The sequence below is a fragment of the Ignavibacteriales bacterium genome, from assembly GCA_026390775.1.
Classification (GTDB): domain Bacteria; phylum Bacteroidota; class Ignavibacteria; order Ignavibacteriales; family Melioribacteraceae; genus Fen-1258.
The window spans coordinates 253,004-275,531 of the sequence record JAPLFF010000003.1 but is presented as its reverse complement, the minus strand read 5'-3'; the positions used below and the strand labels follow the sequence as shown (position 1 = coordinate 275,531).

Sequence of the window (22,528 nt, the reverse complement as noted above, 5' to 3'; positions counted from 1 at the left end):
AAATGAGAAAAGATTGGCTATTAATTCAATCTACTTGCTATTGCAGTTCAGACTAATTCTGCATGTTTATCTGCATGATAGGAACTCCGAACAAGCGGTGATGATTCTACAGCTTTCAAACCAAGCTGCAGACCGCAATCTTTGTAAAACTTAAACTCATCAAGAGTAACATAACGATGAACCGGTAAATGATTTTTTGTCGGTTGAAGATATTGACCGATTGTCATTATATCGCAGCCATGATCGTAGAGATCATTTATCAGTTCAACTACTTCTTCTTTTGTCTCGCCAATGCCAACCATAATTCCACTTTTTGTTCTTAATCCACGATTCTTAAACCATCGGATCAATTCCAAACTGCGGTCATACTTTGCTTGCGGGCGAACACCGTGATAAAGACGATGAACTGTTTCAAGATTATGGTTAAGAATATCCGGAGGGTTTTGTAAAATTATTTTGAATGATTCTTCTTCACCCTTGAAATCGGGAATTAATATTTCAATTGTTGTTGCCGGCATTCTTTCGCGAATCAATCTAACAGTTTCAGAAAAAATCGAAGCGCCGCCGTCTTTCAGTTCATCCCGATCAACCGAAGTTATAACAACATGTTTAAGATTAAGTGCTTCCACAGATTCAGCTACTCGTCGGGGCTCATCGAGATCAAGTTCGTTTGGTATTCCAACTTTAATATTGCAGAAGCCGCAGCTTCGTGTACATGTATCACCTAAAATCATAAATGTTGCTGTTCTATTATTCCAACATTCTGCCAGATTAGGACATTTTGCTTCTTCGCAAACCGTATTCAATTTTGATTTACGCATCAACTCGTGAACTTCTCTGTAATTTTGTCCTGTTGGTAAACGGACTTTTAACCAATCGGGACGTTTGCCGAGTTCCGGTCTTTCCTTTTCAATTGTTTCTGCAAATTTTTTCTGGTGTTGATTAATCATTAAAATTTTCCTTCTTGATCTTGCCCGTCAAAAGAACGGCGGGTAAACTCGTGATCTTGATCTTAAACTAAATTTGTATCAAAATTTTCTAAAGTTTCTTTTACTGATTTCAAAAATTTTCCACCAAGCATTCCATCAACAAGACGATGATCATGACTTAGCGAAAGATACATCATTGGTTTGATTGCAATGCTTTCAATTCCATTGCTTTCAATAACTACCGGTTTCTTTGTAACAGCACCGATGCCCAGAATTCCAACTTCTGGCTGATTGATGATCGGTGTTCCGAACAAAGAACCGAATACTCCATAGTTTGTAATTGAAAATGTTCCGTCAACTATATCATCGGGGACAAGTTTTTTTGTCCGCGCTCTGTTTCCAATATCGGCAATTGATTTAGCAAGTCCGCGTATGTTTTTTTCATCAGCATTTTTAATATTTGGTACAATCAATCCGTTTGGTTCAACTGCAACAGCTATACCCAGATTGATATATTTCTTCATCACAATATTATTACCGTCAATGGAAGAATTCATCAACGGAAATTCTTTCAATCCTTTTATTACAGCAAATGAAATGAACGGCATATAAGTAAGTTTAATACCTTCATTAGTAAATGTATCGCGGTTTTTTTCGATGAAGTTGTATATGCGCGACATATCAACTTCAATTATAGCAGAAACATGAACTGAAGTATTTTTGCTATTTAACATGTGATGCATGATTCTCTGCCGATTATTATCCATCGGAATAATTTCTTCTCTTTGCCCGGTAGTTTTTTTTGGCGATGAAGTTGCGGGAATAGAATCAGATTCTGTTTTAGAAAATAAAACACTACCGCTCTTCCCACTTTGGATATAACTGAGAAGATCGTTTTTAGATAATCTTCCTCCAATACCGTTGCCCGGTATAGTTTCTAACTCGCTCATAGAAATCCCTTCAGTACGAGCAATGCTAAGAACGAGTGGAGAATAAAATCTGTTTGACGTAACAATCGGTTTTCTTTGGTTGGAAATATTTATATATTTTTTTTCTTGCTCATGCTCTTGCTTGCCCGGCGTATCTTTGACGGGATCTTGCTCATGTTCTATTTTCTGTTCGAGTTTCGGTTTAACTATTCCACTGCTTGATAAAATTTTTGCAACTGCAACTCCGACTTCAACTGTTGAGTTTTCACCAAAAAGAATTTCTGCAAGTGTACCATCTACAGGAGAAGGAACTTCAGTATCAACTTTATCAGTACTTATTTCAAAAATAATTTCATCTCGTTGAACTTTATCACCAACTTTTTTATGCCACTTCAAAATCGTTCCTTCCATTACTGACTCGCCCATCTTAGGCATCGGTACATCAATTAATTCATCACCTACTTGTGTCGTTGATGGAATTTCAACTTTCTTTTCTTCTGCTTGAACGGATGCAACTTCCCCGTTGGTCTCAATTACTGCTACAACAGTTCCAACTTCAACGGTTTCCTGCTCAAATACTTTAATATCGATCAAGATACCATCTTCAGAGCTTGGAATTTCCGTATCAACTTTATCCGTACTTATTTCATATATGATCTCATCTTTCTTAACTCTATCACCTTTCTTTTTATGCCATTTTAACAACGTTCCTTCGTTAATACTCTCACCCATTTTTGGCATTACAACATCAACTTTCATTTCTTCTCCGAGTAATGTAGCATAGATTCATAATCTGTGCATATTTTTGCGCGCAGAATACTATTCTGCGCTACAGTTTAATATTCCAATAATTGTTTAAGTGATTTATAAATTTTTTCTCTTGTAGGAAGAATTGCTTGTTCTAAATTTGGGGCAAAGGGAATCGGCGCATCTAAAGCACCAATCCTTTTTACAGGTCCGTCAAGAGATTCAAAACAGTTCTCGGTTATAAGTGCTGCAATCTCAGCACCAAATCCTGCTGTTAAAGTATCTTCATGAATAACAATCGCTTTACCTGTTTTCTTTACTGACTTATAAATTGTATCAACATCAAGAGGTGCTATTGTTCTTATATCAATAATTTCTACTGAGTATCCGTCATCTTCTAATTTCTTCACAGCAAAATTAGATTCATGCACCATTGCGCCGTAAGTAATTATCGAAAGATCATTTCCTTCTCTTACTACTTTCGCTTTCCCAAATGGTAATAAATAATCAGCATCAGGTTCAACTGATGAAGCATAACTTTGGCGGTACAAACCTTTGTGTTCTAAGAAAAGTACCGGATCGTTTATTCGCAGAGCAGTTTTTAATAATCCTTTTGCATCAGCCGCATTTGATGGATATGCTATCAGCAATCCGGGCATGTGAGCAAAAAATCCTTCAATATTTTGACTGTGATATAATCCGCCGTGAATATATCCACCGACTGCAACACGTGTAACTACCGGCGCTTCAAATAAATTATTTGAGCGGTAACGATACATCACCATTTCATCGCGGAACTGCATAAATGCAGGCCAGATATAATCTCCAAATTGAATTTCAACACATGGTTTCAATCCGCTTAATGCCATACCAATTGCAACACCTACAATACTTGCTTCTGCAAGCGGTGAATTAAAAACTCTATCGTTTCCAAATTTTGTTGAAAGACCTTTTGTAGAAGTAAAAACTCCGCCCTTACCATCTGCGACATCTTCACCAAAAACATAAATTTTATTGTTGCGATCCATCTCTTCTTTTAACGCGTGGTTAATTGCATCAACCAATACAACCTGTTTACCATCAATCTTTCCTTTTTCATATTCGAGACGATCTCGTTTACCGGATTCATCAAGAACAAATCTTATTGCTGATTCGGGTTTTGGTTCTTCTTGTTTCAATGCCCAATCAGCTGCATCATTTACATGCCGCGTAATTTCTTTTTTGAATTCATCATAAGCGAGCTCGGTTAATATTTCTTTCTTTAATAAAACGTTTGAGAAAAGATCAATTGGATCTTTTTTCAAATCTTCTTTTAACGATTCATCAGGACGATATTTTCTCTGGTCGTCAGAAGATGAATGAGAGAGTAATCTCACTACGTGTGCTTCAACTAAAACAGGACCTTTACCCTGACGTGCATATTTGAATGCCGATTGGGCAACAACATTAACTTGTAGAAAATCAGTTCCATCAACTTCAATTCGTAAAAGATTTTCGAAACCTTTCATCATCTCGCTTATCAAAGAATCTTTTCCTGCGGTTTGATATTTAACCGGAACCGAAATAGCCCATTTATTATTTTGAATAACAAACACAACAGGCAGTTTTTCACGGCTGGCCCAATTAACAGCTTCATGAAATTCACCTTGAGATGTTGTTCCTTCTCCGCTGCTTACATAAACAACGCCGTTGATTCCTTTTTTCCTTATCGCAAGGGCAGCGCCGACAGCTTGTAAAAACTGAGTTCCAGTTGGGCTGGATTGAGTAGGGACATTGAATTCTTTAGATGACCAATGACACGGCATCTGTCTTCCGCCTGTCATCGGATCGTTTTCTTTACCAAGGAATCCAAGAAAAATATCTTCCGGTTTTGAACCAAGAGTCAACATCAAACCCATATCTCGATAATAAGGGAAAGCCCAGTCAGTTCCTTTTTTCATTGCAAGTCCAAAAGCGATTTGTGTTGCTTCATGTCCTGCGCCGGCAATATGGAAAAATGCTTTACCTTGTTTAAGCAGGTTCATTACTTTATGATCCATCGTGCGGGAAAGATTCATAAGACGAAGAGCATTCATCAATTCATCTTTAGTCATTCCGCCGAATGAATCAATCTTACCGGTTGGAATTGAACCGTTACCTTTATCTATAGTAATTTCTGATTTTATTTCTTTTGCCATTTATCTATTCCCTTCTTTGTGTCTTAGAGTCTTTGCGGTAAAGTTTTAACCACCAAGACACCACGTCACGAGGATATCTTTTCAAACTCTTTTATATAACTACTTTTTTCTTTTATGATGAATTTAGTATAACCAAAAACTTTTTGAAAATTCTTAACAAGTTTTTCTTTCACTTCGCTCAATTTAATTTCTGTTCCAAGTTCACGTTGGAGTGAAGTAACATCTTTATCTTTTATTCCGCAAGGGATTATTCCGCTGAAATAATTTAGATCAGTGTTCACATTGAAAGCAAATCCGTGCATTGTAATCCATCTGTTCACCTTAATTCCGATCGCAGCAATTTTTTTCTCTCCAAGCCACACTCCAGTATATTTTGGATTTCGATTTGTACTCAATCCATACTCAGCACAAGTTTGGATTATTACTTCTTCGAGTGCGCGTAAATATTCGTGTGTATCTTCTTTCCAATCACTTAAATTAATTATCGGATACCCAACTATCTGTCCCGGTCCATGATAAGTAATATCTCCACCTCGGTCAATTTCATAAACGCTGATTTCAAGTTCTTGTAACTGCTCACTCGTACTGATAAGATTTTCTTTCTCTGCTACCTTTCCAAGAGTGTAAGTATGCGGATGTTCCAACAGAAAAAGTGTATCGTTAATTTCGTTTCGATGACGAAGATCAAAAATTTCTTTCTGCAAATCCCATGCTTGATTATAATCAATCATACTGAGATCGCAGTAATCAAAAGTTCTATATGTGGATTGATTCGCCATACGCGTTAGCCGCCGCTTCCATTATTGATTCTGATTGGAAAATTTTACCGAAATATAAATATATGAGCTCTGAGAACAAACTTATGTTCCTTTTTACTAATTATAACAAGTTTTATTACATGTTCGTTCATTTTTGGTCGTTAGTAATTAGTGGTCTGTTATCTTAGTATTGGGGAGGAGAATTTACTTCTGTTTATTTAATTCATAACTCAAAATTCATCATTCATAATTATTTGTTCACGTTATCTAGCAGCATAAAATCCCGTTTGGATCCTTCTTTCTTAAGATCAAAATTTTTGTCGGGATAGCAACAGATTTTGAGCAGTGGACAAATTCCGCAATTCGGATTTGTTGGTTTACAAATTTCACGTCCGAGACGAATAAGATTTGTATGAAATGAATGAGCAATTCTTTCTGGAAAATTTTTATTGAGTGCAAAAAATGTCTTGTCAGGTGTTTTTTCCGAAACGATACCAATTCGGTTTGTTGTTCTGTGAACATGAGTATCAACAGGACAGACATTTCTATCCAGTGCAAATAACAAAACACAACTAGCGGTTTTCACACCGATTCCTTTGTACTTGGTTAATTCATTAATTGCATCTTCACTTGAGAACTTTTTGATATGATCAAGAGATATTTTTCCTGTTGACCGATTAAGTTGGCTGATAACATTTTTTATTGCAGTAGATTTTGCTCTGGCTAATCCGGCAACTCTAATTATCTTTTCGACTGTTGTTCTTTTTTCATCATACAATTCATTCCAAGATTTATAACGACTTTTTAGATTTCGGTATGCTTTATAAGAATTATTATCGTTTGTGTTTTGAGAAAGAATTGTTGCAATCAACATATCAAGAGGATCAGGCAACTTTTTATTTCGTTTGGGAATACCGAAATGTTTAATAAGCAACGAATTAGTTCTTATGATAAATTCTTTTTGAGTCTTCATTTAATAAATCATTTTCGCTGAAAAGTTATTAAATTCCATTTGAATATAATTCTAAATTCTCAACTTGCCTACCAGCAGGCAGGTTCGCAATTAAGAGGTTGTTATGCCAACATTAATGGTCAGCATTTCAGGTATCAGAGGAATAATCGGCGACGGACTCGATCCGGAAGTTTTGGTGAACTATACTTCTGCTTATGCTGATTTCTGCGGCAGCGGAAAAATTATTGTTGGAAGTGACGGAAGAATTTCCGGTGAGATGGTCCGTAACATTGTTATCGGAACACTTATGGCAAAAGGTAACGATGTTGTAGATATCGGCATTTGTCCAACCCCGACAGTTTTGTTCAACGTAAAAAAACTTAATGCTGTCGGTGGAATTCAACTTTCTGCTAGTCATAATCCAAATGAATGGAATGCATTAAAGCTGCTCAACGGCAATGGTGAATTTATGAGCGCTGAAGAAAATGTCGGCATGATGAAATTTCTTTATGAAACAGATAAAAAATTTTCTGCCTGGGATAAATTAGGTAAGGTAACTCGTTACAGAAAAGGTTTGGATAATCATATTGAAGCAGTTCTGAAGTTGGATTATATAAATGTTGCAAAGATCCGGAAAAGAAAATTTAGAGTTTTACTTGATTGCGTAAACGGCGCCGGGGCTTATTCGATGCCTAAGTTGTTGAGTAAGCTTGGCTGTAAAGTGATCGAGATGAATTGCGAGAGAACCGGAATCTTTCCGCGATTGCCTGAACCGATACCGGAAAATTTAACTGCAACAATGGATGCTGTAAAAAAACATAAAGCAGATTTAGGAATTGTTGTTGATCCTGATGTTGACCGGTTAGTTTTGATAACCGAAAAGGGCGAACCATTCGGCGAAGAAAATACAATCACACAAGCAGTTAAATTTTATCTCAAAAAGAAAAGAGGAAATGTTGTTGTAAATCTTTCTACAACGCGCTCAGTGGAAGATGTTGCAAAAGGATTTGAATGCCAGGTCTTCAGAGCTCCGGTTGGTGAGGCAAATGTTGTAAAGAAGATGAAAGAAGTTGATGCGGTTATCGGCGGCGAAGGAAGCGGCGGAGTTATTTTACCGCAAGTTGTGTTTGGAAGAGATGCACTTACCGGAACTATAATTATGCTTCAGCACTTAATTGAGTACGGCGGAAAGATGAGCGGATTGAAAAAATCCTTACCTCAATACTTCATAGTTAAGAAGAAAATTGAATTAGCCCCTGTACCTGAAGGAACTGCACCGCGTAATCCGGATGATGTAATTAAAAAAATTGTTGAGCGGTACAAGTTTGAAAAGATAAATCTTGAGGATGGATTACGGATTGATTTTGATGATCACTGGGTACATTTCAGAAAATCAAACACAGAACCGATTATACGCTGTATTGTTGAAGCGAAAACAAAAGAAGATGCAGAGAGTTTGGCGGAGAAATATGTGAGAGAGATTTCTTCTTTTGGATAATTTTCAATTCAATGTCAAGAAATGGTTCTTGACAGCCGAGGAATAAATTTAAACAATATTCTGAGGTAACAAATACCCATTCGGATCAACTTGAACTTCTTTGATATTTTCAAGAATAACTTCAAGTCGCATGATTATACAAGTAAGGGCATATCTAAAATCATAAGATGGCCCACTATTTTCTTGAAAAAAAGTTTTATATGTGCTTTCAAAAATAGGCAAATGTCGAAATGGAGATATCAATTCTGCTACACGATCACGATGCGATCCTAAATCAAGTGACCGACTTGCCATCTCGTGTGCAAATGTGTTTCTAATTTTTCTAATAATGTGTAAGACTCTTGCAAAATCAGAAGATATTATTCCCATACGATGAATAAGGTTTATCTTGCTACTAAATGTGCTTAAAGGTGCATCGCCATCCATAAGTTCATCTTGCCCAGTTGGACAAGGTCTCAAAGCTTTTTGGAGAATTTGGTAAAGTAGAAGATCGAGTTTAGCTGCTCCTAATATAACTGCTGCTCTGTCAGATTCCTCTGTGAATTCATTGAAAAAGCTTAGGAATTCTTCATTTTTTCGATTTCGTGGTGATTCAGATTTTTCATCTACTAATGAATTTTCTTCATTATCCATATTAGTCCTTATTTGTCATAACAATTAACGCCCTAACGAAGTTGCTGCTAAACGGCAGCCCAGAACAGCAATGCCAATTAACCACAACAACTTTTATTTACAAAAATATTTCTTAGAAAAACCTACTTTAAAGAGCAACATAGTTTTGCAAGCCAACCTTATAATTTAGAACAATGCCGCACTGAAAAACGCTGTCCGTGTTGGGCGGCTGGTTATACACATTTTTAATAAATGTTTATTTCAGCTAATACTAGTTCACCTCGTATACGTATTAATTTAAATTCATCTAGCTGCCATCCTTCTAGACCATATGTTTTACCAACTGCATCAGCGAGATCTATTCTAAATTGTAACCAACCATATTCCAGTTTGTCAGGTGATAAATCTATTTTCCATTCATACATACCGTCTGCAAAAGGTCTGGGAATTCCTTTACCTTCACTAAAAGCTAACCATACAACTTTATTTTGTTTTTTGTTTTGGCTGATAATTTTTACCAGAGCATAAAACTGATAAGCTTCACCGGGCTTTAAAATTACTTCATATATCTTTGCATATTTATAAAGTGCAGGTATATTAATATCCATATGGTAACTTGAAACAGATTTAATATCTAGAACTTTTCCATATTTGCCATCAGCTAATAATTTAAATGTTGGTTTACTAGTTTTACCATCATCTGCTTCGATAGTCCAACCTTTTAATTCAGGATTACTTTCTTGCCAATCAAAATTAAAAATATGAGGGTGCTCAAATACTTTTCTAATACGAATACTTTTATTCCTAGGAATTAAAAAACCGAATAGAATAGAAATCAATGATGATAAGATTAATACCCATACTGGCATACTTGCTTTTAATCCATAAAGTATAATTTCTCTACTCGCATAGATAAATTGACCAATGATTATTATTCCAACAATTATTTGTAAGATGATATTAGTTTTTTCGAGTTTTTTCATAATGAATATTACTTTTAGAATTAATACACTTTGCGTATTACTATTAATTAACCTGCCACAACTTTTCGATAAACCGCTAATAACCGATGGACATATAATCCAGCGGAGAACATATAATTTGTTACCAGCAAAGGAAATTTATTTTGTCTTGCTGTAGTTTTTTAGTTGGGAAGAGTAAGAGTTTAAATTTGTTATCAAGAGGGTTTACCCCGTTGTTGTGAATGCAATCTATAACAATATTTCAATTATTCAAAAATGAATTTTGCCGACCTCACCCTTAATCCCTCTCCTTAATAAGGAGAGGGTGGCCCGAAGGGACGGGTGAGGTCTAATTTAATTTTGCACGTTTAGCAAAGTAACTCATCAATGCTTTATCGAATGGCTGGCTAGTATCAATCAAGTTGTACTCAATTCCAAAATTCAGACATTCCTTCTTTAATTTATTCAAGTACTCGTTCATAGCTTCCTGATATGCCCGTTGGATTTGATGCGGCTGTGTTGTCATCTGTTCGTTAGTTTCAAGGTCAACAAAAACTGAGTCACGGTCGAAACCAAAACTTTTTTCAATCGGATCCAGAATTTGAAAAACTATTACTTCATTTTTCTTGTAGTGAATATGCTTGAGCGCAGTAAGTACTGAATTCATATCATCAAAAAAATCCGAGATAATAATTGTTAGTCCCCGCTTCTTTATTTTCTCTGCAACAGAGTCCAAACATTTTGAAGTTGTTGTTGTCCCGCCCGGCTGAATTTGATTGAGTGCTGACAACAAAGTTTTGAGGTAAACACGATTTGATTTTGGAGGTAAATACGTATGAATTTTATCTGAGTAAATTGCCAACCCTACAGAATCTTGCTGATCAATCATTACATAAGCAAGTGCAGCGGCTAGGATAGTTGCATAATCTATTTTTGAAACCTTACCGGAATGTTTGAACTGCATTGACTTACTAGCATCAACAAAAATATGGGAGATTAAATTTGTTTCCTCTTCGAATTGTTTGATATAATATTTTTCGCTTTTAGCAAAAACTTTCCAATCAACATTTTTAAGTGCATCACCCTGCATATAAGGACGGTGTTCGCTAAACTCAACGCTGAATCCATGATACGGACTTCGATGTAAACCAACTTTAAAACCTTCAACTACCATTCTTGCTTTAAGTTCAAGAGTCTTAAGTTTGGAAATTACAACCGGGTCTAGAAATTTTTTATAGTCTTGAGTTTTTACAGCCACTATTTTTTCGCTGTCTTCTCTTGAAGAATTTCTTCTGGAGTCTTGCCGAGATTATCTAATTCCGTTCTAGCAGGTACAGCAAGTTCATGCTTAGGAAATTTATTTAAAAATTCTTGATACGCTAACCTTGCTGCATCTATGTTTCCCAGTTCATTAGCCTGTATAAATCCGGACATAAATAAAGCTTTAGGTGCTCTTTCATCCTGAGGAAATTGCTGATATAATTTTTGATAATATTCCACTGCTTTCTTTAGAGATTCATCCTTAGAAACATTTGGTATCTGAAACATATGATACATTGCTGCAACAGAAAAAATACTTTCCGCAGCTTTATCGCTTCCTGAATAATCATTTATAATTTCTTGGTAATCTTTTAATGCTTCGGAATAATTTTTTGCTTTAGATTTTTCCGCAGCGCTATTAAATAATGCTTGATCTTTATGCGAGTTACAAGCCGTAAAAAGAACAATGGTGGATAAAAGAATTGAAGTACATAATTTCATTGAATAACCTTTAATATTTTTTCTTGATGTGAAATATACAATCAAATGTAGAAGTAAGAAAAGGGATTTATTATTCCGTAACCTGGTGAGTTAATTTAATTGAATCACTGCGAGAGTTGGAAATTTTTCTTCCTACAGCTTCAATCTGTAATTGCAAACAATCTTTGTAATTAAGCGGATTATCATCAATACACTTTTTATCAGGATAAATTTGATATTGCTCTCTGTATGGTCTTGGAGTTAGATCAGGCATAACAATATTAGCGCCGGCGTTTAAACCTTTAATTCTACCATCATCATCAAGAGTAGCAAGAGCAGTTATTGCTGGGATATGAACTTTCTTTAACACTATTCTTGCCGTTGCCATTGTCCGTAATGTTAAATCAACATTACTGGCGGATTTATTTTGGTAAGGAGTATTCGGAGACGGAATGAACGGACCGAATGCTGCCATATCCAGATCTAATTCTTTGCACAATAAAATATCATCGGCGATATCTTCAATTGTTTGCATTGGTAAGCCAATCATATTTCCTGAACCAATTTGATAACCAATAGTTTTTAAAAAGCTTAGATGAGAAATGCGGTCTTCCAATTTTTGTTTTTTATGATATGTAGAATATAATTTTGTACTAGCTGTTTCATGTCTTAATAAATAACGATCCGCTCCGGCAATTTTCCATTCGCGGTATTCATCAAATCGCCTTTCGCCAAGACTTAAAGTTATAACTGCATTTGTATTCTGCTTGATCTGGTAAATTATGTAAGAGACCAGATCGGTATCGTAATAATTGTCTTCACCGGATTGAAGTACAATTGTAAAAATGCCAAGATTAGAAATCACGTGCGCTGTTTCAATAATTTCTTCAGGGGTCATGCGGTAACGCGTAAGTTGATTATTGTCTTCCCGCAAACCGCAGTAAAGACAATTTTGTTCGCAGTAATTTGAGAATTCAATTATTCCACGAAGATGCACTTCATCGCCGCAATAGATAGAACGTACTTCATCTGCACGATCAAAAAGTTTTTGTTGATCATTTTTGTCATTTAGATTAAGAAGAAATATAATTTCCTCTTTCGTTAATTCTTCCTTATGCAAAATTTCGCAGAGGTTCATATTTTTATCAACCTCTTGTCGTTATTTATTAAAGAGTTGATTTTCGATTCGTTAATGAATTCCATTATAAACCTTGATGCTATTAAGATGTGTTTTTCCAAAGCGGATAAAGGACAATAAATATACCAGCAAAGAGCTTTAAGAAATCTTTATCAATTTGAATGAATTGTTAGAAACGAAACGTATTTTTCTTAAAAAAAAGAATCAACTTAAAATTAATTCTTTGATCTAAGTAAATTTGGATGAGTTATACTTTTAATAGGTTATAATACTGCGTTTTCCGGGATTTCAATGTATGCGCGTGAAGCATTTAACACACATTTAATTCCATAGGGAATTGTGATGTTATCTTTGATATGACCGTGTTTAACATTGTAAATAACAGGCATTTTTTGATTTTGGAAATATTCAACAATAACTTCATTCAAGGTATAAGTCTGCTTAGTAGGATCTGATTCAACACAATCAACAAAATGACCAAGGATCACCCCGCGAATCTGTTTCAAAATTTTTGTTAAACGAAGTTGATTTAACATTCGGTCAATACGATATGGTGCTTCATGGATATCTTCTAAAAGTAGAATTGTATCTTTAAGTTTCGGTAGATATTCGGTACCGATAAGAGAATTTAATAAACTTAAATTTCCGCCAAGAATTCTTCCTGTTGCCTTACCTTTATTTAAAACATAAAATTTTTCTTTGCGAGGATTGAGAAGTTTTCCAATTTTTTTGTTCGATGTTATAGTCCGCCAAAAAACTTCTTCTGTAAAAGCGCTAACTTCATCATGAAAATCAACAGCAACCATCGGTCCTGCAAATGTTATTAATCCGGCTTTAGCAAAAAAAGCCAATTGTAAAGCATTGATATCACTGTAACCGACAAATATCTTAGGATTATTACGAATCAGTTTATAATCAATTTTATCAAGCAATCTTCCGGAACCATAACCTCCGCGAATAGAAAAAATTGCTTTAACATTTTTGTTCTTAAACATTTCATGTAGATCAGCTAATCTTTGAGAATCAGATCCGGCGAGATAACCTTCTTGAGAACCAACATTTTTGCCTACTTCAACTCGATAGCCAAGTTTTTCTAAATAATGAACGCCGCTATTAATTTTTGTTAGATCGTCTGGTGATGAAGCAGGAGAAATAATTCCAATTGCATCTCCTGGTTTCAGTCTTTTAGGTTTGATAATTCCCATTAACAATAAGTTCCGTGATCGAATTCATTTTCAATATAGTAAAAGGTAGTATTCGAAGCAAAATCAAATTTTGAATTAACTCACAATTTAGATGTGTAAAGTTAGATTTGTGATCCGCTCAAAAGCAGCGATTTCGAGCATAATATGAAGTTTTTATAATCTTCTTGAAGAAATTGTTGGCAATGATCAGATTTATTTTAATTTCCACTGCGTTCAAGTTTTTTTCTATGAGCAATAATCTGAGCATCAACATAAAACACTAAGTTCTCTGCAATGTTAGTTGCATGATCTGCCAATCGTTCAATATTGCGAGACATAACTATAAGATGAGTACAAGCTTCAATTAATTCATTGTTAGATTGCATTTTTGAAACAAGGAAATTAAATATTTGTTTATTCAATTTATCAACCTTTTCATCGCTAGCAATAACATTACTTGCAAGTTCTGTGTCATTTTTAATAAATGAATCAATTGAATTTTTTAACATCTCTTGAGCAGTACGTGCCATATCAATAATTTGGGATTCTGAAATAAGAGAACGCTCATTACCGGTTTTCTTTACTCTCTGAGAAATATTTACAGCAATATCACCACATCGTTCTAGGTTGTTGTTAATCATTATAGCAGACATTACTAATCTTAAATCAGAAGCAACAGGCTGGAATAAAGCTAAAATATTTTCACATTGAGTCTGGATTAAATTATCGTATCTATCAATTTCGATATCTTGAGATTTAATTCCTTTGCACAATTCAACATCACCAGTATTTAAGGAAGTGATAACTTTATCAACCTGCTCATCTACTAAAGATGCCATTTTAATAAGATTTGATTTTAGATTTTCTATTTCTTGGTTAAAGTGTTCTGACATATTAATCCTTTTTATTTTATCCGAAACGACCGCGTATATAATCTTCGGTTTGTTTATTTGACGGTGATGTGAAAATTTTATTAGTCTCATCAAGCTCAATTAATTTTCCCATATAGAAAAAAGCAGTATAGTCGCTTACACGTGCGGCTTGCTGCATATTATGTGTTACAATAACTATCGTATAATCTTTTTTAAGTTGAAAGATTAGATCTTCGATTTTAGTAGTGGAGATCGGGTCGAGTGCGCTGGCAGGTTCATCCATTAAAATTACTTCCGGATCAACTGCCAAAGTTCTTGCAATGCATAATCTCTGCTGCTGTCCGCCTGATATATTCGCACCGGATTTATCAAGCTGATCTTTTACTTCATCCCAAAGTGCCGATTGCTTTAAACATTTTTCAACTATTGGAGTAATCTTTTTTTTATTTCTCACTCCGTTTAATCTTAACCCTGCAGCAACATTATCGAATATTGACATTGAAGGGAATGGATTCGGTTTTTGAAAAACCATACCTACTCTTTTTCTTAAAAGCACCGGATCAGTTTTTATTATATCTTCTCCATCAAGTAAAATTTCCCCTTTTATAGTACCTCCGACAACTTCATGCATTCGGTTTAAACATCTTATAAATGTTGATTTACCACAACCGGACGGACCAATAATAGCAAGTACTTTGTTCTTTGGAATATCAATCGAGATATTGTGAAGTACTTTATTCTTACCGTAAAATGCATCAAGATTTTTAACTGATATTTTAATTTCCATATTCTTTTTGCAAACCTAATTCGTTTTATATTTTGATCGTGTTATAATTCTAAACAGCAAGCTTAAAAGTGAGATTAATAAAATTAAGACTAAAGCTGCAGTCCAAGCCTGTTGATTCCAATCTTCGAAAGGTGATTTCGCATAATCATAAATGTAAACTGTTAAAGATGCAATTGGCTGACCGATATTTGTTGACCAAAATCTATTGCCGAGAGCAGTAAATAATAACGGTGCAGTCTCACCCGCAGCTCTTGATAATCCGAGAAGTACACCTGTCGCAATTCCTTTCCACGCCGATTTAAGTACAATAGAAAGAGTTGTTCTCCATTTTGGTATTCCGAGTGCTAATCCAGCTTCCCGCAAAGAATGTGGTACAAGCTTTATCATTTCCTCAGTCGTTCGCGTGATCGTTGGAATCATAAGAATCCCTAAGGCAATTCCTCCGGCTAAAGCAGAAAAATGTTTCATTGGCATTACAACCATAGTATAAACAACAACACCAACAACAATAGATGGGATTCCGCTTAATACATCTGTTAGAAATCTTACAACAAAACCGAACTTATTATTTCCAAATTCCGATAAATAAGTACCGGTCATTATTCCAACCGGAATTCCAATAGCACCGCCAATTCCAATTAGAATCAAAGTACCAACGATTGCATTTGCCATTCCTCCACCGGATTCTCCAACCGGTTTTGGCATAGCAACAAAGAAATCTAAATTTAAATAAGTAATTCCTTTTGAGATGGTGTAATAAAAAATTAATACCAGAGGAATTATAGCAGCAAGAGCAGCTATAAATGTCAAAGACATCATAATGAAGCTGGTAATCTTTTTTCTATAAAAGAAAAAATTTGGTTTCATCATGTTGTTTTCCATTTTCTATCCATACTCCAGACTAACAATCTTGCCAAAGCATTTATGATTATTGTAATTACAAACAATACCAGAGCTAATTGAATCAATGCGCTTAAATACATTTCCGATGTAGCTTCGGTAAATTCATTTGCTATAACACTCGCCATTGTGTAGGAAGGATCGAACAGCGAAGGAGAAATTAATGCTCGATTTCCTATTACCATTGTTACAGCCATTGTTTCGCCTATTGCCCGTCCAAATCCAAGCATAGTTGCACCAAGTATTCCGGATTTTGCATCTTTAAGAACAATCAGAGTTGATTGCCATTTTGTTGCACCCAATGCCAATGCAGCTTCACGTTGAGATTTTGGTACAGACTTTAAAACATCACGAGTAATTGAAGTAATAATTGGCAAAACCATTATTGTTAGAATTAGAACTGCCGCCAACATACCAAAACCATAAGGCGCACCGCGAAAGAATGGAAGGAATCCTAATTTATCTGATAAATAAGGTTCAACATTTGTTCTTATCCATGGCACTAAAACAAAAATTCCCCAAAGACCATAAATTACGCTGGGAATACCGGCAAGCAATTCTACTAAAAATGAAAGCGGTTTTTCCAGCCAGTGCGGTGCAACTTCTGCCAAATAAACTGCCACTCCAACACTAAACGGGAGAGCTATTATTAACGCCAACAAAGAAGAAACAATCGTTCCGTAAATTATTGGAAGTGCACCGTAGATTTCTCGAACTGGATCCCAAGTTGAATTAACTAAAAAATCCAAACCAAATTTTTGGATTGAGATTTTTGATCCTTCATACATTTCGTATCCCATAAGGATAACAAGCAGAAAGACCGACAAGGCAAAAAACCAAGTCAGTCTTTCAAAAATGAAATCACCGAAATTATTTGAAGGAAAAAATCTTTTTAGAATATTATTTTTTTCTTTCTTCGATACAGAATAACTCAATTATTTCTCATTAATTATTTTATTTTTTTACCGTTTGCAGTGATTGTCGCAATGTTCTTTTCACACATTTTAACTACAGCTTTTGGAAGCGGTGCATAATACAAATCAGTTGCAAATGATTGACCTTTACCCATCGCCCACTTCAAGAATTTAACTAATGCATTTGCTTTCGCTTCATCTTTCATATTCTTATAAACCAATAACCAGGTAAATCCGGAAATAGGATATGAATTTTTTCCATCGGCATTTGTAATTGAAACTCTTAGATCAGAAGGCATATTCTTAGATGCACCTTCTGCAGCAGCACTTACAGATGAAAAAGTTGCTTCAACAAAATTACCTGAATTGTTTTTCATGTTAGCATAAGCAATATTGTTTTTAACAGCGTAAGCTAATTCAACATAACCGATTGATCCTTCGGTTTGTTTAACTAAACCGGCAACGCCGTCATTTCCTTTTCCGCCTAAACCAACAGGCCAGTTTACTGATGTTCCCTTTCCAACTTTGCCTTCCCAATTTTTACTAACTTTAGCTAAGTAATCTGTAAAGATAAAAGTTGTTCCGCTGCCATCAGATCTATGTGTAACAACAATAGCTTTATTGGGAAGATTCATTTTAGGATTCATTTTTGCAATTGCGCCGTCATTCCATTTTGTAATATTTCCCAAGAAAATATTCGCAAGTGTTTCTCCATCAAGATTTAATTTACTACTTACTCCCGGTAAATTATAACTAACTACAACTGCACCCATTACTGTTGGAATGTGAAGTACATCGCTTCCTTGTTTGGATTTAGCTTCTGCTAATTGTTGATCGGACATTGGTCCGTCTGTGGCGCCAAAATCAACTGTTCCCTCAGTTACTTGTCTGATTCCGCCGCCGCTTCCAATTGCTTGATAATTGAATTGTACACCAGTCATATTTTTATACTCGTCAAACCATTTTGAATAAATTACTGCCGGGAATGTAGCACCTGCACCGTTTAATTGTAGTTGTGCATGAGTAACTGAAGAAATGGAAAGCGCTAAAAATATTATTGAAATAATTGATCTTAATTTCATTTCTGTCTCCTGTTGAAATATATTAAAATGTGAATGCAAATGTTACTCTACCCTGTAAATTACTTGATGCTGTCGATCCGTTTGTATTTGTTGCTGTTTGAGGAGTAAACAATTCCACATTAGGAATGATGCTTATGTTTTTTGCAACTTTGTAATCAAGACCGGCTAATAATAAAGTAGTTTTATCATTGTCAAGATCGGTATTCGGGTCGTAGCTGTCATATCTTGCAACTAATCTAAAATTATCTGCTAAGCTTACCCATGCCCAGAAAGAAAGTCCCATAGTACTTTGATCCATCAGTGCACCAGTTGTTTTGTAACCATTCTGAATGCTTCTTTTGAAGCCTTCAAACCCAAATGCAAAATCACTTTTCTGTTGATAGTTTAAGAATAACGCTGCTACGTAAGCGTTATTTGATTTTGTAGTTTTGTCGAAAGAATCAGTAACATCTGCTTTTGCTGCATAATCATAATATACTGTAGCTTGGAATCCATCAACCGGTTTTACTTGCACTAAAGCATAATACCGTTTGTATTTATCCGTTTCAGGTCCATTACTAGAATTGTTTGCAATCTTAATCCAATAGTTTACCGAACCGCCATCAGTAATCTTTCCTTTTAGATCAACACCAAAATCTCTTGAAGAAACAATTCCATTTAAATCCATGATTGTCTTTTCCAAAGAACGGTAACCCCAGGCTGCTTCCGAAATATCAAAAGCCGGAGTTGGAGAGATACCGAAGATCAAATCCGAACCGCTGAAAATTCCTTTCCATTTTAAATATGCATCTTTAACCATAACTCCAAGTTTTCCACTACCGGTATTCGAGTTTGCACTCTGATCCGATTCTAAACGGAAACGTGCATCAAAACTTTCTGCTACTGTAATATCTGCGGTAAAATAAATTCTTCTAAACTGAAAACCGTTTATATTTTGTTGGTTTCCATCTACGTTATTAATATTATAGAAATAATCACCAAACATTAACCCGCCAAGTTTTACTCTATCGGTCACGTTCTGAGCAAAATTAAATGTGGAAAACAAAACCAATATTATCGAAATGGTGTATATTTTTTTCATACTAAGATTCCTCTTATATTTTTTTGTGATACCCAAACTTATATTTCGAATGTTAACTCAATGTTATGGCAGTGTTAAGGAATTGTTAAGAATTTTTGAGAAGGGAGGAAATAGAAGATGAATCAAACCTGCATCAGTAAAACTATAATTCATTAATTACGCTGATGCAGTTGATGTTGTTTTTTTATTTGGCAGTAAATGGAGAAGTGTAAAACCCAAAATCGAGAAGATGAACCCTAATATGAACCAATCCTTCTGAGTTCTATTTTTTTCTTTTGCTGCAAATGAGCAGAGTGTCCCAAATATTAATCCAACTATTGAAAACCATAAACCAAACATAATTACCTCATTTTTTTGTTCGGCTAAAGATCAATAATTAGTATTAACTCAATATTATGGTAGTGTTATGGAATTGTTAATCTTTTTCAAAAGAATGCTCATTCCTTATTAACGATTAATATGATTTTACCTTCAACACTCGCTTGATCAAGAAGCTTGTGAGCTTCTACCGCGTTGGTAAGAGGCATCTTCTTTGCGATCACAGGTTTAATTTTACCTTGTTGTAATAATCCAAACAGCACCGTTAAATCTTCTTTAAACCAGTCGGGTTGTTTTTTTCGCAGTGAACTAATTGCATAAAATGTTGCCGCTTTTTTATTCGGCAGAATGTTCCATAGTTTTATTTTTATGAAACCAAGAACTATATCCATCATATTTCCATTACTCATCACGGCTTGCTGGAAACCATACGCAACTAAGATACCGCCGGGTTTAAGAGAAGCAAACGATCTCTTAAAATAATCTCCACCGATGCAGTCGAATACAGCATCAACGCCGGAACCGGTATAAGTTTTAATCCGTTCTACAAAATCTTCTGATTGATAATCAATCGGGATCGCGCCTAAATTTTTAATCAAATTGTGTTTGGATTTTCTTGCTGTTCCGTACATTTTTAGATTGAGTAATTTCCCAAGTTGAAGCAATGCAGTTCCGACCGCTCCTCCTGCGCCATGCACTAAAATACTTTGACCCTTCTGAATTTTTGCCGTACGGTGAAGCATTTGATATGCCGTCATATAAGAAAGTATTAAGCTGACAACCTCTGCATCATCCAATCCTTTGGGAACAGAGATTAAAGTATCCTGGTGAAGACAGATATATTCGGAGTAAGCGCTGTAAACAGTTAATGCCGCAACTTTTTGACTGGCATTAAACATAGATGCATCTTCGCCGCACTTATCTACAATTCCAACCATATCATACCCGGGAGATAGCGGCAGTTTTTTTCTTACTTCAGGATACATTCCTTTACGTAGAAGTGTGTCTGTAAATGATGCGCTTGTTACTAAAACTTTTATTCGTACTTCGCCTTTTTCCGGTTCAGGTAAATGTTCTTCTTCAATAACCTTCAGCACATCAGGAGGACCGTATTTTGTAATGATTACTTTTTTGTAACTCATTTCTTCTCCTTGATTATTTTTGTTTCAAAACGTTCGGCCTTGAAGAACTGGTTATGTGCGTTTATTAACTTTTCTCTTTCTATTGAATTGCATTCAGTTTTATTTCTTCAAGAACTCATTTAAACTTATCAGAAATATTTCTTTTTGATCTTCAAATGCAACATGACCTGCATATGGAATATTTAATACCTTTGAACCCTTTACAAGTCCTGATAATTCAGCAACATCTTTTAATGCAAACAGGTGATCGTCATCCCCTCTTACAATTAGTAACTGACAAGTTATATTTTTGACTTGTTCATTTGGATAACCCGACAAACCAGAGTCAAGCCATAACTTTACTAAATTATTAGTTAATAGATCAAAATCCGGCTCCGGACTTAGTCTTTGGTAAGCATCAAACATCTTTGGGAATTTAATCTTCCAACTTTCGCCAGTTATCCTTAAAAAACTTTCTTTCAATGGATAAGTGTTTTTTATATTCCATTTTGAACCAATTGTTATAAGTTTTTTAACCTTCAATGAAGTTAAGGCAGCTAATCGATAAGCAACAGTACCACCATCACTAAAACCAATAATATCTAAATTATCTATTTTATGATGCTCTAGCACATGTTCTATATCCTTTTGTATTCGCTCATAAGTTAGCTCTTCAGTTCCAATTGTTGACTTTCCTTGGCCACGACTATCTATTCCGATTATTTTATATTCTTTTTCTATATCGGGAAGGACAGAATTAAAATCTTCGATATTTCCATGCCCGCCATGCAACACTAATAATACTGGTTTATCTTTAGCCCCCGATATTTCATAATATATTTTTGCCCCATCTATATTTAAATATTCTCCAGAACAATGATCAAAATTATTCATCTATAATATTCCTTTCAGTTTTTTATTATTTTACAATACTAAGCATATAACTATTAATCAACCCGCCAAATTATTTCACAAGTTCCGGTCTTCCCCATTCTCTAAATTTTCCGGAAATAAATTCTATAATGTGTTGGTGTTCCTCTGCACCGTTACCGGTAATATAGATGGGTTCACCAAATGCCATGTGAACAGGTTTGTTAGGATCTATTTTACCAACCTCTTTAATATGTTTTCCATTTCCCCAAGCATCTGTAATAAGTGCGATTGGAATAACCGGAACATTATTTCTCTTTGCTAATTTATTCCCAAGTGAATTAAATAATGCCGGATCCAGAACTGCCGATCTTGTCCGTTGAGGAAAAATTATTATTGATTTACCTGCCTTAAGTCTTTTACTTCCTTCCTCGAGTACAATCTTCAAATCCTCGCGCGGATTTTCTCTTCCAACTAAAATAGGATCTCTTGCAAGTGCGATAGGTCCAAACAACGGATACCTGCTAAGCTCTTCTTTAATTACATAAACAAGTTGTTTGATAGGACGAATGATTGAAGGGAGAACCATAGTTTCAAGAGTTGTCATATGATTTCCAACAAAAACAACCGGACCGTTAGCTTTTCTAATATTGTTCATTCCGGATAAATGAAATTCAATTCCGGTACGCTCTAAACTTTTAAAGGTATCAAGTGATGAATTATACCAATTTTCACTATTATAAATTCCTTGCTTGGCATGCCGGTTCGAGTATAAAAGAATACGAAGCATATTTGGGAAAAAGTAAAGTGAAGGAAAGATTTTTTTTCTGTGAAGTTTTGGATCTGTATTATATTCGTCCTGATCAGATATTCTGTTGCGGAAAATATATTCTTGTTGCATAACTCATACTAATTGTTAGAATGAAATTACAAAATGATAAAAGTCATTCCAAGATT

Annotated in this window: 22 protein-coding genes; 1 reads left to right on the top strand and 21 read right to left on the bottom strand. The window is 35.1% G+C overall.

The genetic code is table 11. The features are described from left to right. Positions 1 to 47: 47 nt before the first annotated feature. The 5 genes from lipA to NTZ27_01460 form a co-directional block, all read right to left on the bottom strand. Complete coding sequence (lipA, locus tag NTZ27_01480; GenBank protein ID MCX6173408.1) at positions 48 to 950, bottom strand: lipoyl synthase; 903 nt, start codon at positions 948 to 950, stop codon at positions 48 to 50. Positions 951 to 1,012: 62 nt separating this feature from the next. After that, complete coding sequence (gene sucB / locus NTZ27_01475; GenBank protein ID MCX6173407.1) at positions 1,013 to 2,617, bottom strand: 2-oxoglutarate dehydrogenase, E2 component, dihydrolipoamide succinyltransferase; 1,605 nt, start codon at positions 2,615 to 2,617, stop codon at positions 1,013 to 1,015. Between the two features lie 77 nt (positions 2,618 to 2,694). Next, on the bottom strand, positions 2,695 to 4,782 hold the full coding sequence (locus tag NTZ27_01470) for a dehydrogenase E1 component subunit alpha/beta (GenBank protein MCX6173406.1): 2,088 nt from the start codon (positions 4,780 to 4,782) through the stop codon (positions 2,695 to 2,697). 65 nt (positions 4,783 to 4,847) lie between these two features. Continuing rightward, entirely contained in the window at positions 4,848 to 5,561 is a 714-nt protein-coding gene (gene lipB / locus NTZ27_01465; GenBank protein MCX6173405.1) for a lipoyl(octanoyl) transferase LipB, read from the bottom strand. Between the two features lie 229 nt (positions 5,562 to 5,790). Beyond that, positions 5,791 to 6,513, bottom strand: coding sequence for an endonuclease III (locus tag NTZ27_01460; protein ID MCX6173404.1), 723 nt, complete (start codon positions 6,511 to 6,513; stop codon positions 5,791 to 5,793). A 103-nt stretch (positions 6,514 to 6,616) separates the two neighbouring features. Between NTZ27_01460 and glmM the strand changes: the two genes are divergently transcribed. Next, complete coding sequence (glmM, locus tag NTZ27_01455) at positions 6,617 to 7,990, top strand: phosphoglucosamine mutase (GenBank protein MCX6173403.1); 1,374 nt, start codon at positions 6,617 to 6,619, stop codon at positions 7,988 to 7,990. Between the two features lie 48 nt (positions 7,991 to 8,038). Here the strand turns inward: glmM and NTZ27_01450 are convergent, their stop codons facing one another. The 16 genes from NTZ27_01450 to NTZ27_01375 form a co-directional block, all read right to left on the bottom strand. Beyond that, entirely contained in the window at positions 8,039 to 8,623 is a 585-nt protein-coding gene (locus NTZ27_01450) for a hypothetical protein (protein MCX6173402.1), read from the bottom strand. Between the two features lie 224 nt (positions 8,624 to 8,847). Continuing rightward, positions 8,848 to 9,585, bottom strand: coding sequence for a hypothetical protein (locus NTZ27_01445; GenBank protein ID MCX6173401.1), 738 nt, complete (start codon positions 9,583 to 9,585; stop codon positions 8,848 to 8,850). Between the two features lie 328 nt (positions 9,586 to 9,913). Continuing rightward, the gene (locus NTZ27_01440; GenBank protein ID MCX6173400.1) at positions 9,914 to 10,822 is read right to left on the bottom strand and encodes a DUF58 domain-containing protein; all 909 of its coding nucleotides are present in this window, start codon (positions 10,820 to 10,822) and stop codon (positions 9,914 to 9,916) included. After that, on the bottom strand, positions 10,822 to 11,325 hold the full coding sequence (locus NTZ27_01435; protein ID MCX6173399.1) for a tetratricopeptide repeat protein: 504 nt from the start codon (positions 11,323 to 11,325) through the stop codon (positions 10,822 to 10,824). Before NTZ27_01435 ends, NTZ27_01440 begins: the two co-directional genes overlap by 1 nt. Positions 11,326 to 11,395: 70 nt before the next feature. Further along, entirely contained in the window at positions 11,396 to 12,442 is a 1,047-nt protein-coding gene (gene hydE / locus NTZ27_01430) for a [FeFe] hydrogenase H-cluster radical SAM maturase HydE (GenBank protein MCX6173398.1), read from the bottom strand. Positions 12,443 to 12,705: 263 nt separating this feature from the next. Then, positions 12,706 to 13,647 (bottom strand): LD-carboxypeptidase, encoded by a 942-nt coding sequence (locus tag NTZ27_01425; GenBank protein ID MCX6173397.1) that lies wholly within the window; start codon positions 13,645 to 13,647, stop codon positions 12,706 to 12,708. Positions 13,648 to 13,844: 197 nt separating this feature from the next. Continuing rightward, on the bottom strand, positions 13,845 to 14,519 hold the full coding sequence (phoU, locus tag NTZ27_01420) for a phosphate signaling complex protein PhoU (GenBank protein ID MCX6173396.1): 675 nt from the start codon (positions 14,517 to 14,519) through the stop codon (positions 13,845 to 13,847). Positions 14,520 to 14,535: 16 nt separating this feature from the next. Continuing rightward, positions 14,536 to 15,285: a phosphate ABC transporter ATP-binding protein PstB gene (gene pstB / locus NTZ27_01415; GenBank protein ID MCX6173395.1), complete on the bottom strand. Its 750-nt coding sequence runs from the start codon at positions 15,283 to 15,285 to the stop codon at positions 14,536 to 14,538. A gap of 15 nt (positions 15,286 to 15,300) precedes the next feature. Continuing rightward, positions 15,301 to 16,167 (bottom strand): phosphate ABC transporter permease PstA, encoded by an 867-nt coding sequence (pstA, locus tag NTZ27_01410; GenBank protein ID MCX6173394.1) that lies wholly within the window; start codon positions 16,165 to 16,167, stop codon positions 15,301 to 15,303. Beyond that, positions 16,152 to 17,120, bottom strand: coding sequence for a phosphate ABC transporter permease subunit PstC (gene pstC, locus NTZ27_01405; GenBank protein ID MCX6173393.1), 969 nt, complete (start codon positions 17,118 to 17,120; stop codon positions 16,152 to 16,154). The genes pstA and pstC overlap by 16 nt, the downstream gene beginning before the upstream one ends. Before the next feature lie 14 nt (positions 17,121 to 17,134). Beyond that, positions 17,135 to 18,181 carry a phosphate ABC transporter substrate-binding protein PstS gene (gene pstS, locus NTZ27_01400; GenBank protein MCX6173392.1) on the bottom strand — a complete coding sequence of 349 codons (1,047 nt, stop codon included), beginning with the start codon at positions 18,179 to 18,181 and terminating at the stop codon, positions 17,135 to 17,137. A 22-nt stretch (positions 18,182 to 18,203) separates the two neighbouring features. Then, positions 18,204 to 19,262, bottom strand: coding sequence for a porin (locus tag NTZ27_01395; protein ID MCX6173391.1), 1,059 nt, complete (start codon positions 19,260 to 19,262; stop codon positions 18,204 to 18,206). Between the two features lie 156 nt (positions 19,263 to 19,418). Further along, positions 19,419 to 19,601, bottom strand: coding sequence for a hypothetical protein (locus NTZ27_01390; protein MCX6173390.1), 183 nt, complete (start codon positions 19,599 to 19,601; stop codon positions 19,419 to 19,421). A 98-nt stretch (positions 19,602 to 19,699) separates the two neighbouring features. Beyond that, positions 19,700 to 20,722, bottom strand: coding sequence for a medium chain dehydrogenase/reductase family protein (locus NTZ27_01385; GenBank protein ID MCX6173389.1), 1,023 nt, complete (start codon positions 20,720 to 20,722; stop codon positions 19,700 to 19,702). A gap of 99 nt (positions 20,723 to 20,821) precedes the next feature. After that, on the bottom strand, positions 20,822 to 21,595 hold the full coding sequence (locus NTZ27_01380) for an alpha/beta hydrolase (protein MCX6173388.1): 774 nt from the start codon (positions 21,593 to 21,595) through the stop codon (positions 20,822 to 20,824). Between the two features lie 70 nt (positions 21,596 to 21,665). Continuing rightward, positions 21,666 to 22,472 (bottom strand): lysophospholipid acyltransferase family protein, encoded by an 807-nt coding sequence (locus NTZ27_01375; protein ID MCX6173387.1) that lies wholly within the window; start codon positions 22,470 to 22,472, stop codon positions 21,666 to 21,668. Positions 22,473 to 22,528: the final 56 nt, after the last annotated feature.

Bases quoted from the DNA above. Each gene is read 5' to 3' on its own strand.
- NTZ27_01445 (MCX6173401.1), bottom strand. From the start codon at position 9,585: ATGAAAAAACTCGAAAAAACTAATATCATCTTACAAATAATTGTTGGA.
- glmM (MCX6173403.1), top strand. From the start codon at position 6,617: ATGCCAACATTAATGGTCAGCATTTCAGGTATCAGAGGAATAATCGGC.
- NTZ27_01390 (MCX6173390.1), bottom strand. From the start codon at position 19,601: ATGTTTGGTTTATGGTTTTCAATAGTTGGATTAATATTTGGGACACTC.
- pstB (MCX6173395.1), bottom strand. From the start codon at position 15,285: ATGGAAATTAAAATATCAGTTAAAAATCTTGATGCATTTTACGGTAAG.
- NTZ27_01450 (MCX6173402.1), bottom strand. From the start codon at position 8,623: ATGGATAATGAAGAAAATTCATTAGTAGATGAAAAATCTGAATCACCA.
- NTZ27_01395 (MCX6173391.1), bottom strand. From the start codon at position 19,262: ATGAAAAAAATATACACCATTTCGATAATATTGGTTTTGTTTTCCACA.
- sucB (MCX6173407.1), bottom strand. From the start codon at position 2,617: ATGAAAGTTGATGTTGTAATGCCAAAAATGGGTGAGAGTATTAACGAA.
- NTZ27_01375 (MCX6173387.1), bottom strand. From the start codon at position 22,472: ATGCAACAAGAATATATTTTCCGCAACAGAATATCTGATCAGGACGAA.
- pstS (MCX6173392.1), bottom strand. From the start codon at position 18,181: ATGAAATTAAGATCAATTATTTCAATAATATTTTTAGCGCTTTCCATT.
- NTZ27_01380 (MCX6173388.1), bottom strand. From the start codon at position 21,595: ATGAATAATTTTGATCATTGTTCTGGAGAATATTTAAATATAGATGGG.
- lipB (MCX6173405.1), bottom strand. From the start codon at position 5,561: ATGGCGAATCAATCCACATATAGAACTTTTGATTACTGCGATCTCAGT.
- pstA (MCX6173394.1), bottom strand. From the start codon at position 16,167: ATGGAAAACAACATGATGAAACCAAATTTTTTCTTTTATAGAAAAAAG.
- phoU (MCX6173396.1), bottom strand. From the start codon at position 14,519: ATGTCAGAACACTTTAACCAAGAAATAGAAAATCTAAAATCAAATCTT.
- NTZ27_01425 (MCX6173397.1), bottom strand. From the start codon at position 13,647: ATGGGAATTATCAAACCTAAAAGACTGAAACCAGGAGATGCAATTGGA.
- NTZ27_01460 (MCX6173404.1), bottom strand. From the start codon at position 6,513: ATGAAGACTCAAAAAGAATTTATCATAAGAACTAATTCGTTGCTTATT.
- NTZ27_01435 (MCX6173399.1), bottom strand. From the start codon at position 11,325: ATGAAATTATGTACTTCAATTCTTTTATCCACCATTGTTCTTTTTACG.
- NTZ27_01385 (MCX6173389.1), bottom strand. From the start codon at position 20,722: ATGAGTTACAAAAAAGTAATCATTACAAAATACGGTCCTCCTGATGTG.
- hydE (MCX6173398.1), bottom strand. From the start codon at position 12,442: ATGAACCTCTGCGAAATTTTGCATAAGGAAGAATTAACGAAAGAGGAA.
- NTZ27_01470 (MCX6173406.1), bottom strand. From the start codon at position 4,782: ATGGCAAAAGAAATAAAATCAGAAATTACTATAGATAAAGGTAACGGT.
- lipA (MCX6173408.1), bottom strand. From the start codon at position 950: ATGATTAATCAACACCAGAAAAAATTTGCAGAAACAATTGAAAAGGAA.